The organism is Micromonospora taraxaci (assembly GCF_007830095.1).
GTDB classification, from domain to species: Bacteria; Actinomycetota; Actinomycetes; order Mycobacteriales; family Micromonosporaceae; genus Micromonospora; species Micromonospora taraxaci.
This window is the reverse complement of sequence record NZ_VIWZ01000001.1, coordinates 6363807-6385381: the sequence shown is the minus strand read 5'-3', so window position 1 is coordinate 6385381 and position 21575 is coordinate 6363807. Positions and strand designations below refer to the sequence as shown.

The following is a 21575-nucleotide window of genomic DNA, read 5'->3' as shown; positions in this document are numbered from 1 at the left end:
CGACGCCGTCATCGCAAGGGTGTCCTGTGAGCTTTACCTCCGCTAAGTTCCTGCGTAGAACGCTGAAAAGGGTGGTGGATCTTGGGCTTGTATACCGTCTTCGCGGACTGGGCCAGGCGAAACGGCGTCGAGGCGGCCGTGCTCAGCTTTTCGGAGTCGCTGCCGGGAGCTCTTGTCGAGAAGTTTCGAGGTCAGTTCGAGGCCGACAAGGCCAAGGTGCAGGCCGGAGGGCCGCCGATCATTACGGCAGGGTCGGACGACTGGTACAGCGGTCCGGGAGACTCCGATCGCTATTGGCTCGCCTTGAGGGACCGCTTCGAGGCCGAGGGGTGGCCGGCTGGACGCGTTCTTTCCGTGGATCATTCGTCCAGCACGGTCGTGGCCCACACGCCCCGCCCGGACCGGTCTAAATGGGATTCGAAGGGTCTCGTGGTCGGTTACGTGCAGAGCGGCAAGACCACGAACTTTACCGCCGTCGTCGCGAAATTGGCAGACGTGCAATATCGCCTGGTCATCGTGCTCTCCGGTATCCACAACGGGCTTCGTCGCCAGACGCAGGTGCGCCTGGATCAGTATCTGAAGGACCTCAACCCGGACCGTTGGGTGACGCTGACGGAGGAGTCGCGAGACTTCGTGAAGCCTTCACACGACGCGTCGGCGGCTCTCAGCCCGGAGAAGACCGTCCTAGCTGTCGTCAAGAAGAATGCCGCCGTGCTCGGCAAGCTCATCAGATGGCTCGACACGCCCAATGGAAGGAAGGCCCTCGAGTCCGCGCCGGTATTGATTATCGATGACGAGGCCGATCAGGCCTCCGTGGCCACCGGCCGCATCAACCCGCTCATCCGGAGACTGTTGAGCCTCATGCCGCGGTGCACGTACGTCGGGTACACCGCAACGCCCTTCGCCAATGTCTTCGTGGACCCCGCCCAGGACGACCTGTATCCGAAGTCGTTCATTCTCAATCTGCCACGTCCTGACGGCTACTTCGGGCCCGAAAAGATTTTCGGTCGGGATGCAGTCGAATGGGAAGCGGCCGACGAGCAGGGTCCGCCCGATGGCTACGACATGGTGCGTCTCGTTGCCGAAGAGGACGTCCCGCTGTTGCGTCCGGGCAGCAAGGAGCCTGCGGACGGGTTCACGCCGACAATGATCGACGAGCTGGTGACGGCCGTTCACTGGTTCTGGCTCGGCACGGCCGCTCGCCGGGCCCGGGGTGACGACGGCCACAGCACCATGCTCATCCACACGTCCGTCAAGATCGCCGTCCACGAGAGCTACCGAGCGCCCCTCGAGGCGCTTCAGAGGAAAGCCAGGGCCGGACTGGCCTCCGGCCGGCCTGAGGTGCTTGACCATTGGCGGAACTTGTGGGAGAAGGAGTCGTCACGAGTACCCGCGGAGGACTTCGACCGTAAGCAAAACTCGTTCGACGAGGTGCTGCCGCACCTGGACGACGTCATCGCGTCGACGCGGGTTGTCCTCGACAACTACCGGAGCCAGGACCGGCTCGACTACTCCGAGCCCTCCGTGGTGGCAATTGCCGTCGGCGGGAACACCCTCTCCCGAGGGCTCACCCTCGAGGGACTCGTCGTTAGCTTTTTCGTAAGGGGAGCGACGGCGTACGACACCCTGCTTCAAATGGGTCGCTGGTTCGGGTACCGCACGGGGTTCGAGGACCTGCCTCGAATCTGGATGACGCCGAGCCTCGCAGCGGCGTTCCGGCACCTGGCCACTGTCGAGCACGAGATGCGTGACGACATCGACCGCTACCAGCGGGAGAACTTGACACCGACCCAGGTGGCGGTCAGGATCCGCACGCACCCAGCTCTCCGGATAACCGCCAAGATGGGTGCCGCCCAGCCGGCATTCATCTCGTACGCAGGACGTCGTCTACAGACTCGGTACTTCCGGCACCGGGACGCCGACTGGTTGGACAGCAACCTCCAGGCCGCAGAGAGCTTTGTCCAGGAGGCAGTCCTGCACGGTCGGCTCGACGAGGACGTGCGTGGTGCCCAACTGATCCGAGACGTACCCGTATCGCTCGTGAAGAACTTTCTCTCGCGTTATCAGGTGCACGAGGACTCGCCGGACCTGGACCCGGCCCTCATGGTCAAGTACATCGACCAACAGCTTACGAGTGATCGGCCGAGTCTGGCCACGTGGTCGGTCGCCGTCGTCATCGGTGAAGGGTCAGAGGCGACGCTGGGGGGCCTAGACGTTAAGTACTCGGTCCGGTCTCGGCTGAACGACGGTCAGCGTGAGCGTGCTGACATCAAGACGCTGATGAGCAAGCAGGACAGAGCGCTCGATCTTGGTTTGACGCTCGCCGAGGCGCGGGCACAGAGCGAGAGCGACTTGGTCAAGCTGCGCAATAACGATCCAGTCTGTCGCGACCGAGGACTGATCGTCCTCTACCTGATCGAGCCGAAGAGCGAGCCGGTGAACACGAAGCAGGGCACCGAGGGGGCATCGCCGTTACGTACCGCGCTCAGCGCGCTGGAACCGGTGGTTGGTATGGGCATCACCTTTCCCGGCGACGTCCGGACGAAGAGCATCCAGGCCAGCCACGTCGCCGTGGACCTTACCGACGTCGAGAGTGAAAACGTCGATGAGGCGCTCGACGTCGACACCGAGGAGATGGCGTGACGGAGATCGAACCGACCATGCTCGAACGGGCGTGGGCGGTTCTGGTGCCGCCGCGCGCGAAGGAACTTGCCTCCTTCCCACTCGAGGTTTTGTGTGGCGCGGAGCTGTGCCGGGTTGCGATGGACGGCGCGGGCAACCGTCACCTTCTCGTTCCGGCGGGCGACGAGGCCGTCTCAGTTGAACCGAGGCCGGCGGTGCTCGGAATGGCGATTCGCAGGCTCGCCTTCGGAGGCCCTGCCGTGACGTACCTCGACATCTCGTGCGCCGAGCCCGACCTTTTTTCGGAGTTCGACGAGGTCGTGACGGACGTGCTGGAAGCCGTGTCGGGCGCCCAGCGGCCCGCATCGGCGGCGATCGGGGCCGTGACACGATGGCGAAGGCTTTTCCGGAGCCGTCTTCTCCGTGGTCTGTCCCGCCAGGTCAAGCTGGGGCTGTTCGCGGAGCTAACCGTGCTCTCCTCCCTCGTCGAGGCGGATCCTGGGTTTCCTGTAGAAGCGTGGCGGGGACCGCTCAATGAGCCGCACGACTTCGAGGCGGGTGCGCGATGCCTTGAGGTGAAGGGTTTGAGTGGCGCGAGCGACGGTATTGTCGTTCACGGGCTGGAGCAGCTGAACATCCATGACGACCGGCCGTTGGACCTTGTCCTGCTGCGAGTGGTGGAAGACCCTGACGGGCAAAGCGTGAGCGACCTCGTCCAGCAGCTCCGCGGCGCCGTGGCGTCCTGGGCGAACCTTCGCAATCGCCTGTCGGCGGCAGGCTGGTCCGAGCAGCCTGACCGGCACGACCTCGACACATTCGCGGTCGAGGAGGTGCTCAGGCTCGTGGTGGACGTCGGCACACCCCGCGTCGTCCCGTCGTCCCTTGTCGCCGGCGCCCTTCCGTACGGCGTCGGAGGGCTGACCTACCAGGTCGATCTCGCCGCGTTGCTTCCGCTCAGCGCCGGGGCATCGCTGGCCGAAATCGCCGAAGAGGCGGTCCGTTGAGCGGCCGCTGGTGGTCACAGCCATTCGCACCGGAAGGATCGGCCGCCGCGGAAGGCATCGTCAAGCAGCTGGGCAGGCCGGCACTCGACCCGCTCACCGTTTTGGTGAGAGAGGCCGCACAGAACAGCTGGGACGCGCGCCTCCCGGATGGGGTGGTGGAATTCGGTGTTGACGTCCGCGTGCTGGGCCAGGACGTAGAAGCCTGGCGGAGGTTATTGCTGCCGGGACCGCTCGCCGATTCGGCCCTCGACCTCGACGCGGCTCTGAATCCCGATGCCGTGGTGCTGGTGATCTCGGATCGAAACACCGTGGGTCTGGGCGGCCCTCTCCGTGCCGGGGAGCGGGCGAGCGACGACGAGACACCGGACTTCGTGCAGTTCCTCCGAAACGTCGGGGAACCGAGCGACCATCAGTTCGGCGGGGGCACGTACGGTTTCGGCAAGGGCATCTTCTACCGACTCAGTCGAGTCGGAGCCATTATCGTGGACACCAATACGGCAGCAGTCGGTCCGGCCGGGCGCCGAGTGATGGGCGCTGCGCTCGGCCACAGCTGGTACCTCGAAGATCGACGCTTTACAGGCCGTCACTGGTGGGGGCAGGTCGGGGCTGACGACGTGCCAGATCCCCTGTTGGCCGAGGACGCAAATACGGTGGCGGAGGCACTGGGACTGCCGGGCTTCGCCGACGGCCGGACCGGAACCGACATCGTGGTTCTCGCCGCCGGTCTGGGGCCAGCGGGATTGGAGCCGGACTCCCGTGAGAGGACGCCCGCCGAGGCCGCCACCTTCATGGCCTCGTCGATTCTCTGGAACTTGTGGCCGAAGATGGTTCCGGACGAGCACGGTCGCCATATGCGCTTCACTGTGGGCGTCGACGGTTCATCAGTCCCGGTCCCGGCCCCTGACACCGTCGACGACCTGGCACCCTTCGTCGAGGCGTTGCAGGACGTCCGGGCGGGCAGGGGAGCGGCCTACTCGCGCACCGTCCCGCCGAAGCGCGCGGGCTCATTTGCGATGGCACTGGGGGTGGCCGACGGCGGAGGCCGGCGGCTGTTGGTAACAGCGGCGAGGCCGTTCGAGGGGCCGTCCCACCACGTCGCCCGGATGCGTGTCGCTGAACTCGTGGTGGACTACATGCCAGGGCCGGTGCACCCTGACTCGCGCCTTTCGTATGGCGCGGTGTTCAAGGCTTCCGAGGACGCCGATGCGCTGTTCGCGCACGCCGAGCCGCCCACGCACGACGACTGGATATCCAAGGGGCTAAGCGGTTCGGCTCGAGGTGTCGTGCTCGGGGCGCGCACATTCGTGCAGAAGCAGCTGGACGAGAAGCTCGGTCTCGGACCTCAGGCCGGCGGCTCGGGTGGTCAGGGCCTGGGGGAACTCTCGACCCTGCTCGCCGGCATCGTGCCAGCCCGCCTTGCCGCCGGCCACAAGACCGAAGGGCCCGGAAGTGGAGGTCGCTCCGGCGGAGGTGAGGGACTACGTCCGTCGCCGCGCGGAGGCTTGTTCGGTGCTACACCGTCTCGACGCGGGGGGAAGGCACGCCTAACCGGCGCGCCGTCCCTGCGGGTTCATCAGGGACACCCGTACCTCGTCGCACCGGTCAGGGTCCCTGCCGACCTGCAGGTGAGGATTGTGTCCGCGGACGTCGAGGTGGTCGTCGAAGGCGGCGCTCGGGAGAGCGAGCCACCTTTGGGTGCCGTCCTGCCGCAGGTCATGCAATGGCAGTCCGCCAACGGAGACGTCGTCGTCGAGGGAAGGAGTATCCAAGTGCCACCGGGTGAGGAGTCGGACTGGTACGTGTATGCCACCTACCTGCCGGACGCCGTCGTGCGCTTTCGGGTGAGTCAGGTGGCCTCCAGTGCCGGCTGAAGTCCGCCCCTACCTCGTACCCGAGGCCAGCACGCTGGTCTGGCAGCCATGGCTGTTGCTCGATGGCCATGAGTGGCGTCCCCTGCCGGACGAGCTCGACGGTTGGGATCCCGGCACGGACCTTCGTATTGCGCGGCGGGTCCAGGTCGATGCGACAAGGTTCTTTCAGGAGACGGGAGTCGAGCTCCGGAACGTAGCCTTGACCGTTTCGTGGACTAGTTCGACGACGGACATGACGGAGGCCGCTCCTCCGGCAAGGTTCGACGTCGGCGGCGGGGCCGTCGTGGACACGATCCTCGTCGGGGAACGTCTGTCAGGGGTCCTGACGCTCCGGACCACAGTCAGCCTTGTTCATTCACCGGTAGGCCAAGCGGTCGGAGTTGCCGCCGTCCCCGGATCCGTACTGGCCGAACACGTCCAACGGGTGGTATTGGAGAACGTCTCCTCCATGTTCCCGGTCAGCGAAATCGACTTCTCACAGACTCGCCTCTCGCCGACTGCGAGCTGGCATCTCGAGACCAGCACGGATCTGGTCGCGCCGTTCTACGGAACGTTTCGTGTGCTCATCAACAAACGTGACCGGGAACTGAGTGCCGCTGTCGCCCGCGGCGCCAGAGACAAGAGGCAACAGGCTTTGCTCGACGAGTTGCAGGCAGGGGTCGCCAGCTTGCTTCTCGAGCTTGCACTGCACGTGCGCGACGATCTCGCTGATCGTGATGAATGGCCACCCGACAGTGTCGGAGATGTTCTCTACAGAACCTTGGCAGCTTTGCCGTTGTCGGTTCCGGCTCCACCGTCGTCCGTAGACCTGGCAGAATTCCGGACGCAAATTTCGGGGGCGGTCAGGCACCTTGGAAGGGGGCGCGTGTTTCAGTGAGCGAACTCTGGCCACATCTGCCGGCGGTCGTAAGCGCAGCGATGTACGTTGAGCTCAAGAATGGGAGATCTCCTGGTCCCCGCCCGAGTCATCCGGACCAAATTTGGGCTCCTGTCGGCGGCCGCGTATCCACTCACCGGGTCCGCGAGCTCGTCGATGCCATCTCGTCGCTTGGCGAGAAGTACGGCTTCCCGGAGTCGGCCGCCCCTGAGGCGCGAGTCGCCTTCGATCGGAGCGCAGCCGCAATCTTGCGCAGCCATATGGATTTGTCATGGGCCGAAGCCGGCAACCGAGATCTTTGGTCCTTCATCTCGCTGGTCGCTCTTCCGCACCTGACCAAATGGCGCTTCGGCACGGACAACCGGGAAAGATGGGTGGCCACCGACCTGACCAGGCACACCTGGGCGCGACTATGGTGGCAGGCAGTCGTCTTCGCCGGCCATGAGCAGATTCTCGCTGCTCTTACCGAGAGCGACCTCAACCAGCTGCTCGAGCGCCGCAGTATCGGCGGTGACCCGCGTCTGGTACGTGAAACTGCTCGCGCCGTGACAGAGCTTTCTGGAAACGCTCCTCGGAGGAAAGTTATTCGGGATGTCACATTGAGGCTGATGCGATATTTGGCATTCGTCGACGTCAGGGCACTCACCGACCAGCAGATTCGAGACCTCTGTTCAACGTTGACGGCCGAGACCCTCAGACGTCTACCCGGCGAGGACCTCCCTCATCAGCGGCGGCACAACGTGCCGGCGATGTGACTGGCCAGTGCCGTCGCCAGTTCGACGGGCACGGCGTTGCCGATCTGCCGGGCGATCTGAATCTTGGTGCCACACCACTTGAAGTCGTCCTTGAAGCCTTGCAGGAGGGCCGCCTCGTGGTGGCTTAGCGCCCGGTGCTCCTCGGGGTGCAGGTAGCGCCCTTTCTCTGGCTTGAAGAACTCGGTCCTGATGGTCACCGACGGACGGTCCCAGCGCAGGCGAGCGAAAACATCCATGCCGTCGGTCCGGTCCACCCAACAAGGAGGAAGGAGATGCCGAGGGATGCTTCGCCGATCACCCTCGGGCGGGATGTACTTCATCCGTTCGAGTGAAATTTCCGCATATTTTCGTGCGAAGTCCAGGTCTGATGCCTTAAAAACACCTGGCACCTTCGCGTCGAAGAACTGGTCCGTGCTATCCGGGAGTTCGGTGTTCTCAGGAATAACGGAATTGCGCAGGCTCCAGATCGCGTCGCGTACGGTCCGCCATTCCTCCCGAGGAACGCTGCCCATCGGCACATCGATGACCGGGTAATCTTTGAGGGTGCCAATTGCAATGAATCGTCTGCGTAGTTGCGCAGCTCCGAAATTGGTGGCAACAATTGACTTGTGCTTCAACGAGTAGCTGCTGAGGATCCCGCCGGGTTCGGTCATTTCCTGAAGACTGTGGAACTGGCCGGAGCGCTCGAACTGCGGCACGTTCTCGAGCAGGAAAGCCTTGGGTCGAATCTTCACCAGGGCCTCGACGTACTGACGCCACATCGAGTTCCGTGGGTCACCGATGTCGCGCTTGCCCAGGCTCGAGAAGCCCTGGCACGGCGGTCCGCCGATCACGACATCGGCATCTGGCAAATCTCCTTTGACCCAGTCGGCGATGTCGCCCCGGTATACGTTCTCCTCGCCGAAATTTGCGGCGTAAGTCGCTGCCGCAGCGAGGTCGAATTCGACCGCGCCCACTGTTCGGTATCGGTCGGTACTATGAAAGCCGGATGTCAGGCCGCCGCAGCCGGCGAAGAGGTCAACGACTCGAAGCTTGTCCGACCCGCCCTGCAGCGTGTTTGTCATCCGTTCCTCCTGCTGGAAGAATCTGCCCCGCAGAAACGACCAAGGGCCGTGGAGCAATGATATTGAGCTGATTTGCCGCTGTCGCGAAGGCGCGCCGGCTGCCTGGTGGTGGGAGGGAGGATCTCGTCCAACCAACTCTTCCTTCGTCGAACAAGGGTCTACGCTTGGCGCCCACCGTACAGACCGACTCCGACACGATGGCCCACAGGTCCCTGCGGTCTCGCCTTACAGGCCTGGGGATACGTGTGGCCCAGCAGAGTAATCGAAGGCTTGGCTCCACGGCCGGGGAAGTCTCCCAGGCGCGGCTAGTGCTCTGACCACGAAGGTTCAGGGTGTTGGATGACACGCCGTCCGGCCTGTGGGCTGGGCGGCGTCGTGGCGGTCAGGCTGTGGCGGTGGCAGAACCCGTTCGCGTTCGGCGGCTCAGTGACCAGGAGGGTCAGCAGCTGCTGAGGATCACTCGTAGGGGTACCGGCTCGCCGATCCGGTTACGGCGGGCGATGGTGGTGCTCGCCTCGGCCGGTGGGAACACGGTGCCGGCGATCGCCCGTCTCGTGCAAGCTGACGAGGACACGGTCCGGCAGTTCATCCACCGGTTCAACGAGATGGGGATCGCCAGCCTGGACCCTCAGTGGGCGGGTGGCCGTCCCCGCAAGATCAGTAGCGACGAAGAGCAGTTCATCGTCGCGACGGCCAACGCCCGCCCGGAAAGCTGGGCTGGCCATTCACTCGATGGAGCATCCGCAAGCTCGCCGACCACCTGCGCCTGCATGCCACCCGACGGGTCCGGATCGGTCGGGAACGGCTGCGGCAGATCCTGCACCGGCACCGGATCACCTTTCAGCGGACCAAGACGCGGAAGGAGTCCACCGACCCTGGCCGGGACGTCAAGCTCGCCCGGATCGAGTACCTCAGCAGCAACTTCCCGCACCGGGTATTCGCGTTCGACGAGTTCGGTCCTCTGGTGATCCGTCCGCAGGCCGGCACCGGTTGGGCGCCCGCGGGCCGTCCGCGCAGGCTGCCGGCGAACTATCACAAGCTGCACGGCGTCCGACAGTTCCATGGCTGCTACTCCGTCGGCGACGACCAACTCTGGGGCGTCGTCCGGCGCAAGAGCGCCGCGAACACCCTCGCCGCGCTCAAGTCGATCCGCGCCGCGCGTCCGGATGGTGCGCCGATCTAGGTAATCCTGGACAACCTGTCCGCGCATAAAGGCCGCATGATCCGCACGTGGGCTGCCCGGAACAAGGTCGAGCTCTGCTTCACCCCAACCTACGCCTCCTGGGCCAACCCGATCGAGGCCCAGTTCGGGCCGCTACGCACCTTCGTCATCACCGGCTCGAATCACCCCAACTACACCGCCCTGACCCGGCGACTGCAGGCATACCTGCGCTGGCGCAACGCCAACGCCCGCCACCCCGACGTCCTGGCCGCCCAACGCCGCGAACGCGCCCGCATCCGCAGCGAACGACAGCAACGCTGGAGCCAACCCGCCACCCGCGCAGCCTGACCCGTCTACGTCGCTCCGTTAGGGCAGTGGCCCGAGACGTCCCGGCCGGTGAAGCCAGGGTGCAACCCTGGGCACCGCGGCGCTAAGGGCGACCGCGAGCACCGTGATGATCGCTTGCCCGATCCGGCCGGGCGTGATCCCAACAGCCGTGTCCAGCACGTAGTTGGCATACCCGTTCGCCACCGCGTCGCTGGCGAGCACGACGCAGCCGAGCAACAGCCCTTCAAGCCGGCGCAGCGCCAGCAACAGCGCCGCAAGCGGGTCGAACACGGTCAGCGAGCTGAAGTACCACATCAGCCACATCGGCATAGATGGACTTGGACCACCGGGGCGGACACCGAGCACGTCGCCCAAGTGAACAATCCCGCCATACGCAAAGACACAAACGGCGGCGATCACCACAACCCGAACCCACCTGGGCACACCGGCCCATCGCCGCAGCGATGTCCGTGTCGCTGCCAATGAACTCCCTCGCTCGGGCAGTGGCCGACCCATCGATGCTAACGCGACGCCCCGAGAACGTTCGCTTTGCCGACTTCAGCCCACGACCAGCGGCATTCAGCCATGTCCGGGATGGCCGCCGCCGTCCTCTCGCCGCGATACTGGCAACGTTTGTGGTCACGGCACTAGTTGGTGCTACGGCCTCTAACGCAGCGACGGGCAATGAACCTGCCGACCACGGTGGGTTACGTCGGCTGGCCGGTATGGGCGGAATGAGACGCCTGCGTTGGTCTGTGCGGTGGGCCGATGAGACGCGGTGTAGCCCTGAATAATGCCCCGATGCAGGCTCGCCCGATCAAAATGCTCGACGTCTTCAGGTACGCCCAGGGTGCTAGCTCCGTCGAGGTCGTCCTCGACGGGTACCCCAACTACCACCACTTGATGGCGTCTCCGGGGCTGCAGGCGCCGAAGCTGATGCTCGAGCGGGGCATCAATCCGTCAGCACTGGTGACTGCACCGGGCGGCCGGCGTCGTCCTGTCATCGGCATTCGATCCAGCCCTTGGAAGGCGGGGCAGAGGTCGAACCCTTGGCACGATGAGTTCGATCTGGACCATGGGCACGTTCGCTACTACGGGGACCACAAGCCCGGGACAACGGGTCTGCCCGGCGCGACACCTGGTAACAGGGCTCTGCTGGACGCTTGGCACCAGCATGCTGCCACTGCTGCCGACGACCGCTCGCTCGCTCCGCCGCTGCTGATGTTCCGGTCGAGGACGGTCAGACGAGGCGTGGTCAAGGGGCACGTCGAGTTCTGTGGCGTAGCGGTGATTGAGCGGCTGGAGTACGTGGTCCAGCGGGACACCGACAGCGGCCGTAGCTTTCCGAACATCGTCCTCGATCTGGCGGTTCTCGATTTGGCCGAGTCAGGAGACGCTTTGGACATGAGGTGGATCGACGATCGGCGAAACCCTGCACTCAACGTCGCCGACACCATGCGCTACGCCCCATCTTCATGGAAGCGATGGGTAAGCCAGGGGCGCAGCGTCATCCCTCGTGTGCGTAGACGGGTGCTTGCCTCCCGGCTGAAGGCGGTCGAGGAACAGCTGCCGGTTGTGGGTTCCAACGAGGAACGCGTGCTTATGAGCCTGTACCGGTTTTTCGACGGACGTAAGCACGCCTTCGAGTTGCTCGCGTCGAAGGTGGCCGCGCAGGTGCTCGGCGAATCCGGGGCGATGTATCGCGAGGGCTGGCTGACGCGGGCCGGTGGTGACGGGGGAGTTGACTTCGTAGGTCGGCTCGACGTCGGGTCCACGGGAAGCAGTACGCCGTTGGTAGTTCTGGGGCAGGCGAAGTGTGTGACCCCGCGTACATCAATAGGCCCTGACCAGGTCGCCAGGGTCGTTGCTCGTTTGCGTAGGGGCTGGGTGGGTGTGTTCGTCACGACTGGTGTCTTCTCGCGACAGGCACAAGTCGAGATCGTCGATGACCAGTATCCCCTTGTTCTTATCAACGGCCGAGTGTTGGTCGAACAGGTGCTCCGTATGACCGCGCAGGATCACGACGGGGATCTGGATGCGCATCTGAAGACGGTGGTGGAAGCGTACGAGAACGGCGTCACTCAGCGGCGACCGGAGGAGATTCTTCTTGGATGAGTGCGTCCGTCGGGTAGTCACCCGGCGCCGGTTGATGGGCGTTGATCTCGCCTTCTGGTCAGGACCGTGAAGGTAGGCGCATCTTCCCAGGCCGCGATCCACACCACGTTCACCGGGTCGGTTCCGCCCGCGTAGGTGAGCAGTTGGCCCAGGTGGCTGTGGTCCGTTTTTGAAGCTGGTTCTCAATGATCACTGTCTCGTTGGTCGCCTCGTCAATGCCAATGAGATCCAGCGAGAAGCCGCCCACCGGATGCTCGGCGGCCGAGAGTGCCAGCGCCATTCCCAGCACATCGCCGAGAACCTCGGCGTTAGCGAGTAGCCACGGCGTGAAGGTGTGCGTCTCGTGCTTCCAGACGTCGCGGGCCTCGGCGTTTTCGGGCGTGCCCAACAGGGGAAGACCGTTTGTGGTGTCCACTGTCGTCATGTCGCAGACCGTATCGAACCTGGGTCAGCGGACGCTGCCCCGGCCGAGGCTGGTCCTGGATCGGCCGGTCGATCACCATCGCCTGACACAACCACATCGGTCGGGTTTTCGACTCGCTCATGACCGTCGGGTCGAGCGGAGCGCCTCGACGACCACGCTCCAGCGCTCCGGACCGTTCAGCGGCTTCCCGCCAGCCACGACCACGCCGGCAGCACGCAGCACTTCCAGGTGACCGGCATAAGCCGGGTGCGCCCCCAGCTCCGCCTTGACGTGCGGAAACGCAATGATCGGCAGCCCCGCGCCCAGTGACTCGTTGAGGACGCCGAGCGCCAGCGTGTCGTTGATGCCCAACGCCCACTTCGTCACCGTGTTGAACGTGACCGGGGCGGCCACCACCACATCCGCCGGTGGATGCGGCTCCGGGTCGCCGGGCATTCGCCACTCCACGCGTACCAGATAACCGGTTTTGTCTTGCAACGCCTGACGGTCGAGCCACGGCGCGGCGGTGGGGCTGACGATCATGCACACCTGCCACCCGTCAGCGATCAGCAGGTCGACCAGCTCGTCGATGTGTTCCGCCGGACCCGCGGCGCAGACGACCAGATACAGCACCGGGCGTTCCGTCATGCCCGCAGTCTGCCCGAGTTCGACGACGTGCAGTCGAGCAGATGTAGAACTGAGCCGTCGTACCTCTCAGACTTTGACGCCCACGTCGTCGATGTTGATGAGCTGCCCGGCACCGATGAACCGACGCGCAACAAGCAGGCCGGCGTCGTGTGCGGCTTGTCCGCCGTGGCTGGCGGACGCGTCGGTCACGAGCCACGGCGTTAGGTCGCGTTCGAAGGCGTCAACCGTTGACTTCAGCACGCAACTCTCCGTGGCTACGCCGCAGAACACCAGGTCTGTCCACCCCTCCTGATCCGTCAACGCAGCACCCTCAGAGGAGAAGTACGAGTAGATCTTCTTGTCGATCACCGCTCGGGCCCGGCCCGCGTGCTGCGCCAGTTCCGGCACGATCTCCGTCTCGGGTGGGTGCTGAACCGAGGACCAGTGGATCAGTCGCTCGAACGGGCTACCGGGGTAGTTGTGATAGCGGGTGAACACCACCGGCCGCCCGGTCCCCTCCCAGCGATCGACCAGCTCAATAACCTTCGGGATGACACCTCGGCTGCGGTCGTTGATGAAGCCGTTCTGCATGTCGATGACGATCAGGGCAGCACGCTTCTCGCTCATGCGTCGACTCTGCCACTCAATGCGGCGGTCTCGTGAAGGGCGGCCTGGGCCTGCATCAGACGTTCCGGAAGGCCGCTTGTTGAGAGCGCCGCCTCGCGCATCATGCAGTGCTGCGATGTCTCGCGTGCCCTGGCAGTCGTCAGCCGGGAGTGGGCAGCACGGAGGAAGCGCCAGCCGAACTCGGGTGGCATTGACGGGTCTCGTCCGTCCTCGACCTGACGCTGAATGTGACGGCAGTAGGCCCAGAGCATCTGCACGTCGACCTCACAGGACACCAGATCGTCAATCACGAGGGCCTGCTGAGGGGAGAGCCCGTAGTAGGCCAAGCCCGCCCAACTGGCGTAGCCCACGGAGAGTCCGCGCACGCCGAAGGACTGAATTGACGGCTGATCGAAGCCTTGGGCTAGAAAGCGGCGTTCGACGTGGTCGCTGACTGGTTTGGGCGAGGGGTGCGCTCGCCGGTTGACCAGTACGGACGGCAGGCTCATCAGCCGTAGGGCGGTCTCCAGTTCGGCACCGGTCCAGGCGGGCTCTTGCAGGACATACATCGACAGGACGTATTCGGGCGCGGCGTGATCGGAGGACGGGGCGGGCGAGAGTAGCCGCGCAACTTGATCGGCAGCCCAAGGCAAGTCCTGCTCGTAACTGGCGTACCGCCACGCGGCGAGCGAGGCCAATGTGCGGAAGTGCAGCTCCTGCCTGAGATGCAGCACCACGACACCGCAGGTGAAGACGTGAGCTGTGCACGTCCCTTCCGCGTGAGGCACTTCAGCGATCGATACCTCTAGCCACTCGTGTGGTCGCGGGTGGAAGCCGTCCTGCGCAGCGAGCTTCGCAGCCGCCGACACACCTACGTGTGCTGGTATGAACTTGTGCGACTGGACCTGGTAGCGCGCGCCGACGCGGCTGTCATCCAGATCAGTCCTGCTAGTGGCAGCGACGAAGCGATCTGCCACCTCACCTGCGGCTCTGCTCAGCGCGGTGTCGAGTGCGGCCTGCATTTCCGGCCGAGGCCGCACTGTGTCTCGGCCGGCTTCCCATTTGGAGACGGTCCGCTCACTAACGCCGAGGTCCTCCGCGAAGTCGCGAATGCTCATGCGGAGCGCTTGGCGTAGCGCACGGGTCTCGCGACCTGTCCACGCCTGGACAGTAGGCAAGGTCTCGCCCCCGATCGCATCGTGGCCGCTCCAGGCAGCTTAACGACTTCGATGCAGCAGAGATACCACGTAAGTACAGCGAGTAGTCATGTCGCAGTATCAGCTGCCTGAACAGGATGGACGCATGGCCCGGGGCGGGTGCTCGGTCCCGGAACTGCGCCGGCCCTCAACGGCACAGCTCCTCCCGCCCGCCCCGGCGCCAGCCCACGAGTCAACGTCTTGGAGCCGGCATGCCCAACCTGATCGATGACCATCCGGCCCGCGTGAGCATGGCCGTCGCCTGGGAGTCGGTCGACGACCGGGCCGCCGGTGACTTCTGGTGCACGCTTGAGGACCGCCGACCTGGGCTGGTCCCACACCGTGACGCGACGCTGTTCTTCACCGCGCTGGGCCGTCTCCTGGTCGGCGGCGACGACCCGGCGAACCGGGCGGCGCTGCTCATGGTGCTCGGCCGCGCGTACCGTCACCTCGGCCTGCTCCCGCACGCCACCGCCATCGGCGCCGCGCTGCTCGCGACAGTCGCCCGCCACGTCCACCCACTGTGGACGCCGCAGCTCGCCACCATCGCCGAGCGCGCCCTGCGCCGCGCCACGTATGCCGTGCGCCGCGCCGCCGGGCAGGCCGGCGACGGCCGGGCCTGGTGGCACGTCCAGGTGATCGCCCACGACCGGCCGTCGCCCGACATCGCCATCCTGACGGTACGTCCCTGGCGGCGACTGCCCTTCCAGCCAGGTCAGGCCGTGCCGGTCTGCACACCCCGCCTGCCCGGGCACTGGCGCTGGCTCTCACCGGCCAACGCCCCACGCGCGGACGGCACCGTCGAGCTGCACGTCCGCGCCGTACCTGGCGGCACCGTCTCCCACAAGCTGGTCCATCGGGTACGCCCCGGCGAGCTGCTCTGGCTCGGCCCACCCGGCGATGCTGGCCTGCGCCTCGACCCGGCGCGTGCCGACGATCTGCTGCTCGTCGCCGGTGGCACCGGCCTGGCACCACTGCGCGCCCTGGTCGAGCAGGTCGCCGCCGAGCCGGACCGTCGACGGGTGACGCTGGTCGTCGGCGCGCGCACCTTCACCGACCTGTACGACGCGATCGCCCTCGACAAGCTGGAGTGCGCCCACGACTGGCTGACCATCGTGCCGGCCTTCTCCGACGACCCCTGCGCCGAGCCGGCCGAGCGGGGCGACGCCCTGACCATCGCTCTCCGGTATTACAGCGGCACCCAGGAGGTCTACGTCTGCGGGCCGCCGCCGATGCTGGCCGACGCGCGGCCGCGGCTGCTCGCCGCCGGAGTGGCCGCCGACCGCATTCAGCTGCCGAGGCGATGGGCTGGCGGGGCAGGGGGATCCCCGGTCCTGTGAATGCCCGCACACAAGTTGGCGGCACCCTCAACTTAAGCGTAGCGTGGGGTTTAGTTGAGGTAGGCCTCAACTTAAGCCGTCGATAGGAGTTCCTGATGTCCAAGACCATCGCCGTGTTCGGAGCAGGCTCCGGCCTGGGTTCCTCGATCGCTCACCGGTTCGGTCGTGAGGGTTACCGAGTCGCGCTCGTCGCGCGCCGACGCGCCCCCCTCGACGGCTTGGCCGCCCGACTGCGGGCCGAGGGCGTCGAGGCCGACGTCTTCACCGCGGACCTGACCCGCACCGCGGAGATCCCGGCGCTGATCGGGCAGATCATGGACCGGTTCGGTGCCATCGACGTCGTCGAGTACGCCCCGATCACCACCGAGCCCTTCACCCCGGCGACGCAGCTGGACGCCGCCAAGGTGCAGCACTACGTGAACCTCTACCTGCTGACCCCGGTCGAGATCGTCCGCGCGGTGCTGCCCGGCATGCTCGATCGCGGTGACGGCGGCATTCTCATCGGCCAGGGCGTCTCCGCCGTGCACCCGACGCCGTTCATGAGCGGTGTCGGCCCTGCCATGGCTGCCGCCCGCAACTACGTGCAGACCCTCAACGGCGAAATCGCCGACCAGGGCGTGTACGCGGGCGTCCTGCACGTCGCTGCGATGATCAAGGGGAGCGCCGGCTACGACGCCATGGTCTCCGGCGAGCTGCCCACCGGCATGGACGTCGCGCAGATCCCGACCGTCCACCCCGACGACCTCGCCGACACCATGTGGGCCATGCTCACCAAGCGGGATCGGGCGGAGGCGATCGTGCCCGCGCTCGGCGACGCCTGACACCTCACGGTGGGCAGCGGGTAGTTTGACCAGCTGGCACGGTGTCCACGTCCGAGGAGGGTGTCAGGTGTACGGACCAACTCGTGAGGCCCACCGGCCATGAGTGAGGCGGCGGCCCGGAAGCCACCACTGCGCAGCGACGCGCGACGCAACATCGAGCGGCTCACCGCAGCCGCCGCCGAGCTCTTCCACGAGCGTGGCCTCGACACCCCACTCGAAGACATCGCGGCGCGGGCCGGTGTCAGCACGGGCACCCTGTACAACCGGTTCGGCAGCCGCGAGGCGCTCATCGACGCCGTCATGCCCGACCTCGTCGCCGCGAAGGTCGACACCGCGATCCGGCGGGCGTACGCCTGCGCCGACCCGTGGGAAGGGTTCGTGCTGTACGTGGAGCAGCTCTGCGAGCTGCAGGCCACCGACCCGGCGCTCAACGACGCGGTGTCGCGGCGGTTCCCCGACGCCGAGCAGCTGACCGCGCTGTGCGACGCGCAGCTCGACAGCGCACGACAGTTGATCGTCAACGCCCAGCAGAGCGGCTCGTTGCGGTCGGACTTCACGGCCGAGGACCTGCCGTACCTGTTCTGGTCCACCTCGATGATCGTCCGCGCGACCGGCGGCGTCGCCCCGGACGCCTGGCGACGCGCGCTCCACTTCTTCCTCGACGGGCTGCGCTCCGAAACCGCGCACCCCGCCCCGGTCGGCCCGTTGGAACCCGCACAGATCCACCAGGCAATGCTCGGCCTCGGCGAGCGCAGATCCCGCCCCTGACCCGCGGTCGGCATCGGACCCGGCAGACCGCGAACGTGCCGGCTCATCAGGACGAGGTCGGACGGACGCGGCTCCCACCGGTCGCCCGGCGCGCGGTCAGGTGTTCGTGTCGCCGAACTCGCGTACCCCGTCGACGTCCAGCGTGATCCGCCCGTTCTCGGTCCACTGCCCGGTGGCGGCGAGCCAGCTCGGGTCGTCCCGCTCGTCGATGGTGCTCCAACTGTGCCGGTGGTGCCGTAGCTGGATCGGCCCGGTCGACTGGCCCGGCGCGAGCGTCCCACCGGTGAAGGTCAGCTCCACCCAGCCGGGGACGGCAGTGCCCGGCGGGGGATACGGCGGGGCCGGCGTCGACATCGCGGACGGCGGCCCGCCCGGTGGGACGAAAAACTGCACGGTCTGGCGGATCCGGTCGCAGCCCAGCGCGGCCCAGTCGCAGTTCGGCACCAGGGAGGTGTTGCCACCCTCGAGGCGCAGGTGGTAGCGCACCTGCACCGTGCTCAGGTCGAGCGGCCCGGTGCCCGTGTTGGTGACCCGCAGGAGGTGCTGGATCTGGTTGTTCGTCGGGGACCAGTCGAGATTGAGGTAGCTGACCGTCGCGCGACCGCTGGCCGTGCGCACTGTGGTGGTGGCCGAGGAGTCGGAGTAGCCGCCGAGCGCGCGGGCGGCAACCGCGATCCGGTACGTCGTGCCGGGCGCCAGGTCGGTCAGCGTGATCGTGGTGTCCTCTGTGGTGCCAAGCCAGCGGTACGTGTTGGGACCCAGCGGCACCTGCACCTCGTAGTTGATGGGCTGCCCGGTGCCCTGCCCGTCGATCCAGGTGGACGGCGTCCAGGTGAGCGTGAGCTGGTGTGGTTCGTTGACCACCACCGTCGGGCTGCCGGGGGTGCTGATCGCCGGGCCGTCGTCGGCATGGGCGACGTTGACGGTGAGCAGGCTCGCCAGCGCGGCGACGGCGACGACGGCGATGGCGCGGCGAGGGGACATGAGGCGAATGCTAGGGCCGTACCCGCAAAACTGATAGTTAACAGTCAATATGTGGGCTCAGGTTCGCGGTCCTGGTCCGCTACGCGACGTAGTCGGTTTGGGGATAATGCCTGGCCAGGCGGCTACCTAACGTCAACCCGTCATCACGAACGGCCTTGATGTCGGCGGTACGACACCCGCTGATCGGGCCTCAGACGGGAGAAACATATGCGTACCCAGAAACAAGCCCGCGCTGTCGTACTCGTGCTGGGTCTCGTCGTGGTCGCGGCGGTGGTCGCCCCGGCGAGCCCGGCGTCCGCCGCGGTCCCCGGCCTGGTGCGGGTCGCCGCGACAAGCGTCAGCGACTCGGCGGACTTCCACAGCGCCACGGCGACCTGCCCGGCGGGGAAGGTGCTCACCGGCACCGGCTACGAACTGAACGGCGTCACCGGCGAAGGTGTCGTCGACGACCTGCGCCCCAATGGTGGCCCGGCCACCGCCCCGACAGCAGTCACCGTCGGCGCGTACGAGACGGAGGCGTTCGCCGGGAACTGGTCCGTCACGGCGTACGCGATCTGCGCCAACCCGCTGCCCGGCCTGGTGCGGGTGTCCACCGTCGGCGTCAGCAACTCGACCGACTACCACTCGGCCACGGCGACCTGCCCGGCCGGCAAGGTGCTGACCGGCACGGGCTACGAACTGAACGGCGTCACCGGTGAAGGCGTTGTCGACGACTTCCGCCCCAATGGTGGCGTCGCCGCGGCGCCGACCGCCGTCACCGTCGGCGCGTACGAGTCGGACGCGACGACCCTGAACTGGTCGGTGACCGCGTACGCCATCTGCGCGAACCCGCTCCTCGGCCTGGTGCGGGCGTCCACGGTGGGAGCCAGCAACTCCCTCGACTTCCGCAGCGTCACGGCCACCTGTCCGGTCGGGAAGGTGCTGACCGGAGCCGGCTACGAGCTGAACGGGGTGACCGGCGAGGGCATCGTGGACGACTTCCGCCCCAACGGCGGCCCCGCCACCGCGCCGACATCGGCCGCCTCCGGCGCGTACGAGGAGGACGCGTTCGCCGGGAACTGGTCCGACACGGCGTACGCCATCTGCGCCACGGCATAGCAACGCGCGGTACGTGTGGCCGTCCCGCGACCGCGCGGGGCGGCCACACCGTTGAAGGTATTAATCCTGGGCACGAACGGACGCACCGGTCGGCGGTCGCGTCGGGCCTGGTATGTGTGCGGACGGGAGTGGGAGGATGCCAGCCTTCCGGGCGTACGAGGGGAATTCGGCCCCGGTGCAGGGGAGCCGATGCTGCGTTTCTCGTAGGGCGTCGATGATTGCGCCGGCGTTGACCTCGGTGAGCCTGCCGGACCGGCATCTCTCTGCCAACAACCAGATCGTGCCGTGCACCTCAAGGCCGTATCGGCGACCGACCTTGGTTGCCGTGCGATCGTCGGTGATGGCCGTCCCCTGGTGAATTTCCGCCGCCGCGAACACGGAGGCCTCGCCCAGGTCCCGTCTGCCAGCGCCAATCCGACGAACCCAGGCTGCGAAGCAAGTGAGTTCGGTGATCGTGTCGAGCGCGATGACGTCGACCCAGTCAAGTTCCAGTGCCGCGGTCAGAGCGCGCTCCCGCTCGGAGTTCGTGCGAAGCTCGTCCAGCACCACAGCCGTTGTCGCCACGCGCTGTCCCGCAACCAGGTCGGCCAGCACATCGAGCCGGTCAGCCAGGGCGAAGTGGTGAAGCACTGTCGTGTCGAAGACGAGAAGCGAGTCGTGGGGTGTGGCAGTCACGGTGCGAGATCTGTCTCGTCGCGTGGTGGTAGGTCCTCCAGGCTGATCTGGCCATGGAGCAGTTCGACCGCGCGGGGATCCGATACGAGGTAGCGGCGCCATGACTCCATGACTGCGTGCGAATAACCCGGCGGTACGCGAATCGCGTCCAGGTCGGGTTGCGGCGCCCAGCCAACCGCATCCATGATCTCCGCCCGGGTTGGCGTGGTTCGGCACCAGCGGGCCGACGACACGTCGAGCCAGCCAGCACGCTCCGCCTGGCGTACCGCAAGTGACCACGACGTGCGGTAGCGCGCCGTGAGCCTGATCAGATCTTCCCGAGAAGCCGGGCGGCCGATGACGTCGCCGAATGCGGCGACCGGGAGGAGCAACTCAGCGGCAAAGGCGTTGATCAGGCTTTCCCGATCCGCGCGGGATACGTGTACCGCCAGATCGCTGGAATATTCGTCGCCCAGCACCATGTGGCCCAATTCGTGGGCGGCGGTGGCTCGCCGCCGGCCGGGGTCTCCCTCGACACTGACGACCGACACCGCCAGGTCGCCGTCCACCATCGATGCGCCTTCGCCCGGAAGGTCGCTGATCAGGACGTACTGGCCGCTGCGCTCACAGAACTCCATCAGGGTGTCGATCGGCTCGGTGCCGATGCCCCGCCCGTCGCGCAACCAGCGCGCGGCAGCGCGGGCGTCATCGTCGGAGGTGACAGCGCCTTGGTAGCGGACAGGAGAAATGAGAGTGAGCGTGCCGATGTCCAGGAGTTGGCGAACGTCCCTGAGCCATGAGGCAAGCGCGATCTCCAGGCGTTGAGAACGTCTTGCCGCGTCTGTGTCGGTGTCCTCGGCGATGACCTCCGCGCGGTGCGAGATCACCGCTGGTCGGCGGTGCAGCAGATGATCGATGGGTACGTCGAGCGCGGTCGCGAGCCGGACCAGTTCCAGCGCATCCACGCGTCGAACACCCGACTCGATCTTTGCGATCATTGTGCGATCGAGGCCGAGTTGCGCCCCCAGCTCGGCCTGAGAAAGTCCAGCCCCCAGCCGCGTCTGGCGTACCTGCTCGCCGACTGTCATCCAGTCGCCGGTTTCGGTCATGGTGCGATAATCGCACGCCCTCCTGCCGTACGTCTTGACCAGAGCGGATCCGCTCTACGAAATCGATGAATGATTTCTGCTCCTCGATACCCCGACATGGCGGTACCGGGCAGTCGACGGAAGCACTCAGCCATAGCGTCCGGGCTATGGAGATTCCGACCTCTGGCGGGCC

General features: G+C 66.3%; 19 protein-coding genes and 1 pseudogene. 11 read left to right on the top strand and 9 right to left on the bottom strand.

Going from position 1 to position 21575, the window contains the following annotated elements:
- The first annotated feature begins 87 nt into the window (after nt 1-87).
- The 5 genes from FHU34_RS28930 to FHU34_RS28910 are packed head-to-tail and all read left to right on the top strand — an operon-like array spanning nt 88 to nt 7129.
- The gene (locus tag FHU34_RS28930) at nt 88-2643 is read left to right on the top strand and encodes a Z1 domain-containing protein (protein ID WP_145785344.1); all 2556 of its coding nucleotides are present in this window, start codon (nt 88-90) and stop codon (nt 2641-2643) included.
- On the top strand, nt 2640-3626 hold the full coding sequence (locus FHU34_RS28925) for a PD-(D/E)XK motif protein (protein WP_145785343.1): 987 nt from the start codon (nt 2640-2642) through the stop codon (nt 3624-3626). The genes FHU34_RS28930 and FHU34_RS28925 overlap by 4 nt, the downstream gene beginning before the upstream one ends.
- The gene (locus FHU34_RS28920; RefSeq protein WP_145785342.1) at nt 3623-5497 is read left to right on the top strand and encodes a hypothetical protein; all 1875 of its coding nucleotides are present in this window, start codon (nt 3623-3625) and stop codon (nt 5495-5497) included. Before FHU34_RS28925 ends, FHU34_RS28920 begins: the two co-directional genes overlap by 4 nt.
- Nucleotides 5487-6374, top strand: a complete 888-nt coding sequence (locus FHU34_RS28915) for a hypothetical protein (protein ID WP_145785341.1) — start codon at nt 5487-5489, stop codon at nt 6372-6374. The genes FHU34_RS28920 and FHU34_RS28915 overlap by 11 nt, the downstream gene beginning before the upstream one ends.
- Nucleotides 6371-7129, top strand: a complete 759-nt coding sequence (locus tag FHU34_RS28910; protein WP_145785340.1) for a DUF6339 family protein — start codon at nt 6371-6373, stop codon at nt 7127-7129. The genes FHU34_RS28915 and FHU34_RS28910 overlap by 4 nt, the downstream gene beginning before the upstream one ends.
- Here the strand turns inward: FHU34_RS28910 and FHU34_RS28905 are convergent.
- Complete coding sequence (locus FHU34_RS28905) at nt 7099-8193, bottom strand: DNA cytosine methyltransferase (RefSeq protein WP_145785339.1); 1095 nt, start codon at nt 8191-8193, stop codon at nt 7099-7101. The two genes, FHU34_RS28910 and FHU34_RS28905, sit on opposite strands and share 31 nt — an antisense overlap.
- A 395-nt stretch (nt 8194-8588) precedes the next feature.
- On the opposite strand from FHU34_RS28905, the pseudogene FHU34_RS28900 reads away from it, so the two are divergent.
- Nucleotides 8589-9703 (top strand): annotated as a pseudogene (locus tag FHU34_RS28900) (IS630 family transposase).
- Between the two features lie 18 nt (nt 9704-9721).
- Here the strand turns inward: FHU34_RS28900 and FHU34_RS33920 are convergent.
- Nucleotides 9722-10012, bottom strand: coding sequence for a hypothetical protein (locus FHU34_RS33920; protein WP_244311871.1), 291 nt, complete (start codon nt 10010-10012; stop codon nt 9722-9724).
- 471 nt (nt 10013-10483) lie between these two features.
- Here FHU34_RS33920 and FHU34_RS28890 point away from each other — a divergent pair, with 471 nt between their 5' ends.
- On the top strand, nt 10484-11797 hold the full coding sequence (locus tag FHU34_RS28890) for a restriction endonuclease (RefSeq protein ID WP_145785337.1): 1314 nt from the start codon (nt 10484-10486) through the stop codon (nt 11795-11797).
- Nucleotides 11798-11906: 109 nt separating this feature from the next.
- Here the strand turns inward: FHU34_RS28890 and FHU34_RS33450 are convergent, their stop codons facing one another.
- From FHU34_RS33450 to FHU34_RS28870, 4 genes are all read right to left on the bottom strand, one after another.
- A complete protein-coding gene (locus FHU34_RS33450; protein WP_208745102.1) occupies nt 11907-12221 on the bottom strand; it encodes a hypothetical protein in 315 nt (104 codons plus the stop codon).
- Between the two features lie 117 nt (nt 12222-12338).
- The gene (locus FHU34_RS28880) at nt 12339-12848 is read right to left on the bottom strand and encodes a flavoprotein (RefSeq protein WP_145785336.1); all 510 of its coding nucleotides are present in this window, start codon (nt 12846-12848) and stop codon (nt 12339-12341) included.
- Between the two features lie 66 nt (nt 12849-12914).
- Nucleotides 12915-13454, bottom strand: coding sequence for a cysteine hydrolase family protein (locus tag FHU34_RS28875; protein WP_145785335.1), 540 nt, complete (start codon nt 13452-13454; stop codon nt 12915-12917).
- Entirely contained in the window at nt 13451-14611 is a 1161-nt protein-coding gene (locus tag FHU34_RS28870) for a helix-turn-helix domain-containing protein (protein ID WP_145785334.1), read from the bottom strand. The genes FHU34_RS28875 and FHU34_RS28870 overlap by 4 nt, the downstream gene beginning before the upstream one ends.
- A gap of 230 nt (nt 14612-14841) precedes the next feature.
- Between FHU34_RS28870 and FHU34_RS28865 the strand changes: the two genes are divergently transcribed.
- The 3 genes from FHU34_RS28865 (at nt 14842) to FHU34_RS28855 (ending at nt 17558) form a co-directional block, all read left to right on the top strand.
- A complete protein-coding gene (locus FHU34_RS28865) occupies nt 14842-15969 on the top strand; it encodes an FAD-binding oxidoreductase (RefSeq protein ID WP_167524918.1) in 1128 nt (375 codons plus the stop codon).
- Nucleotides 15970-16064: 95 nt separating this feature from the next.
- Nucleotides 16065-16790 carry an SDR family NAD(P)-dependent oxidoreductase gene (locus FHU34_RS28860; protein WP_145785333.1) on the top strand — a complete coding sequence of 242 codons (726 nt, stop codon included), beginning with the start codon at nt 16065-16067 and terminating at the stop codon, nt 16788-16790.
- A 99-nt stretch (nt 16791-16889) separates the two neighbouring features.
- Complete coding sequence (locus FHU34_RS28855; RefSeq protein WP_145785332.1) at nt 16890-17558, top strand: TetR/AcrR family transcriptional regulator; 669 nt, start codon at nt 16890-16892, stop codon at nt 17556-17558.
- Nucleotides 17559-17654: 96 nt separating this feature from the next.
- Here the strand turns inward: FHU34_RS28855 and FHU34_RS28850 are convergent, their stop codons facing one another.
- Nucleotides 17655-18542: a cellulose binding domain-containing protein gene (locus FHU34_RS28850; RefSeq protein ID WP_145785331.1), complete on the bottom strand. Its 888-nt coding sequence runs from the start codon at nt 18540-18542 to the stop codon at nt 17655-17657.
- 207 nt (nt 18543-18749) lie between these two features.
- Here FHU34_RS28850 and FHU34_RS28845 point away from each other — a divergent pair, with 207 nt between their 5' ends.
- Nucleotides 18750-19640, top strand: coding sequence for a hypothetical protein (locus tag FHU34_RS28845; RefSeq protein WP_145785330.1), 891 nt, complete (start codon nt 18750-18752; stop codon nt 19638-19640).
- Between the two features lie 60 nt (nt 19641-19700).
- On the opposite strand, the gene FHU34_RS28840 is transcribed toward FHU34_RS28845, so the two are convergent.
- Both FHU34_RS28840 and FHU34_RS28835 read right to left on the bottom strand, forming a co-directional pair.
- Nucleotides 19701-20315: a PIN domain-containing protein gene (locus tag FHU34_RS28840; protein ID WP_145785329.1), complete on the bottom strand. Its 615-nt coding sequence runs from the start codon at nt 20313-20315 to the stop codon at nt 19701-19703.
- Nucleotides 20312-21403 carry a helix-turn-helix domain-containing protein gene (locus FHU34_RS28835; RefSeq protein ID WP_145785328.1) on the bottom strand — a complete coding sequence of 364 codons (1092 nt, stop codon included), beginning with the start codon at nt 21401-21403 and terminating at the stop codon, nt 20312-20314. Before FHU34_RS28835 ends, FHU34_RS28840 begins: the two co-directional genes overlap by 4 nt.
- Nucleotides 21404-21575: the final 172 nt, after the last annotated feature.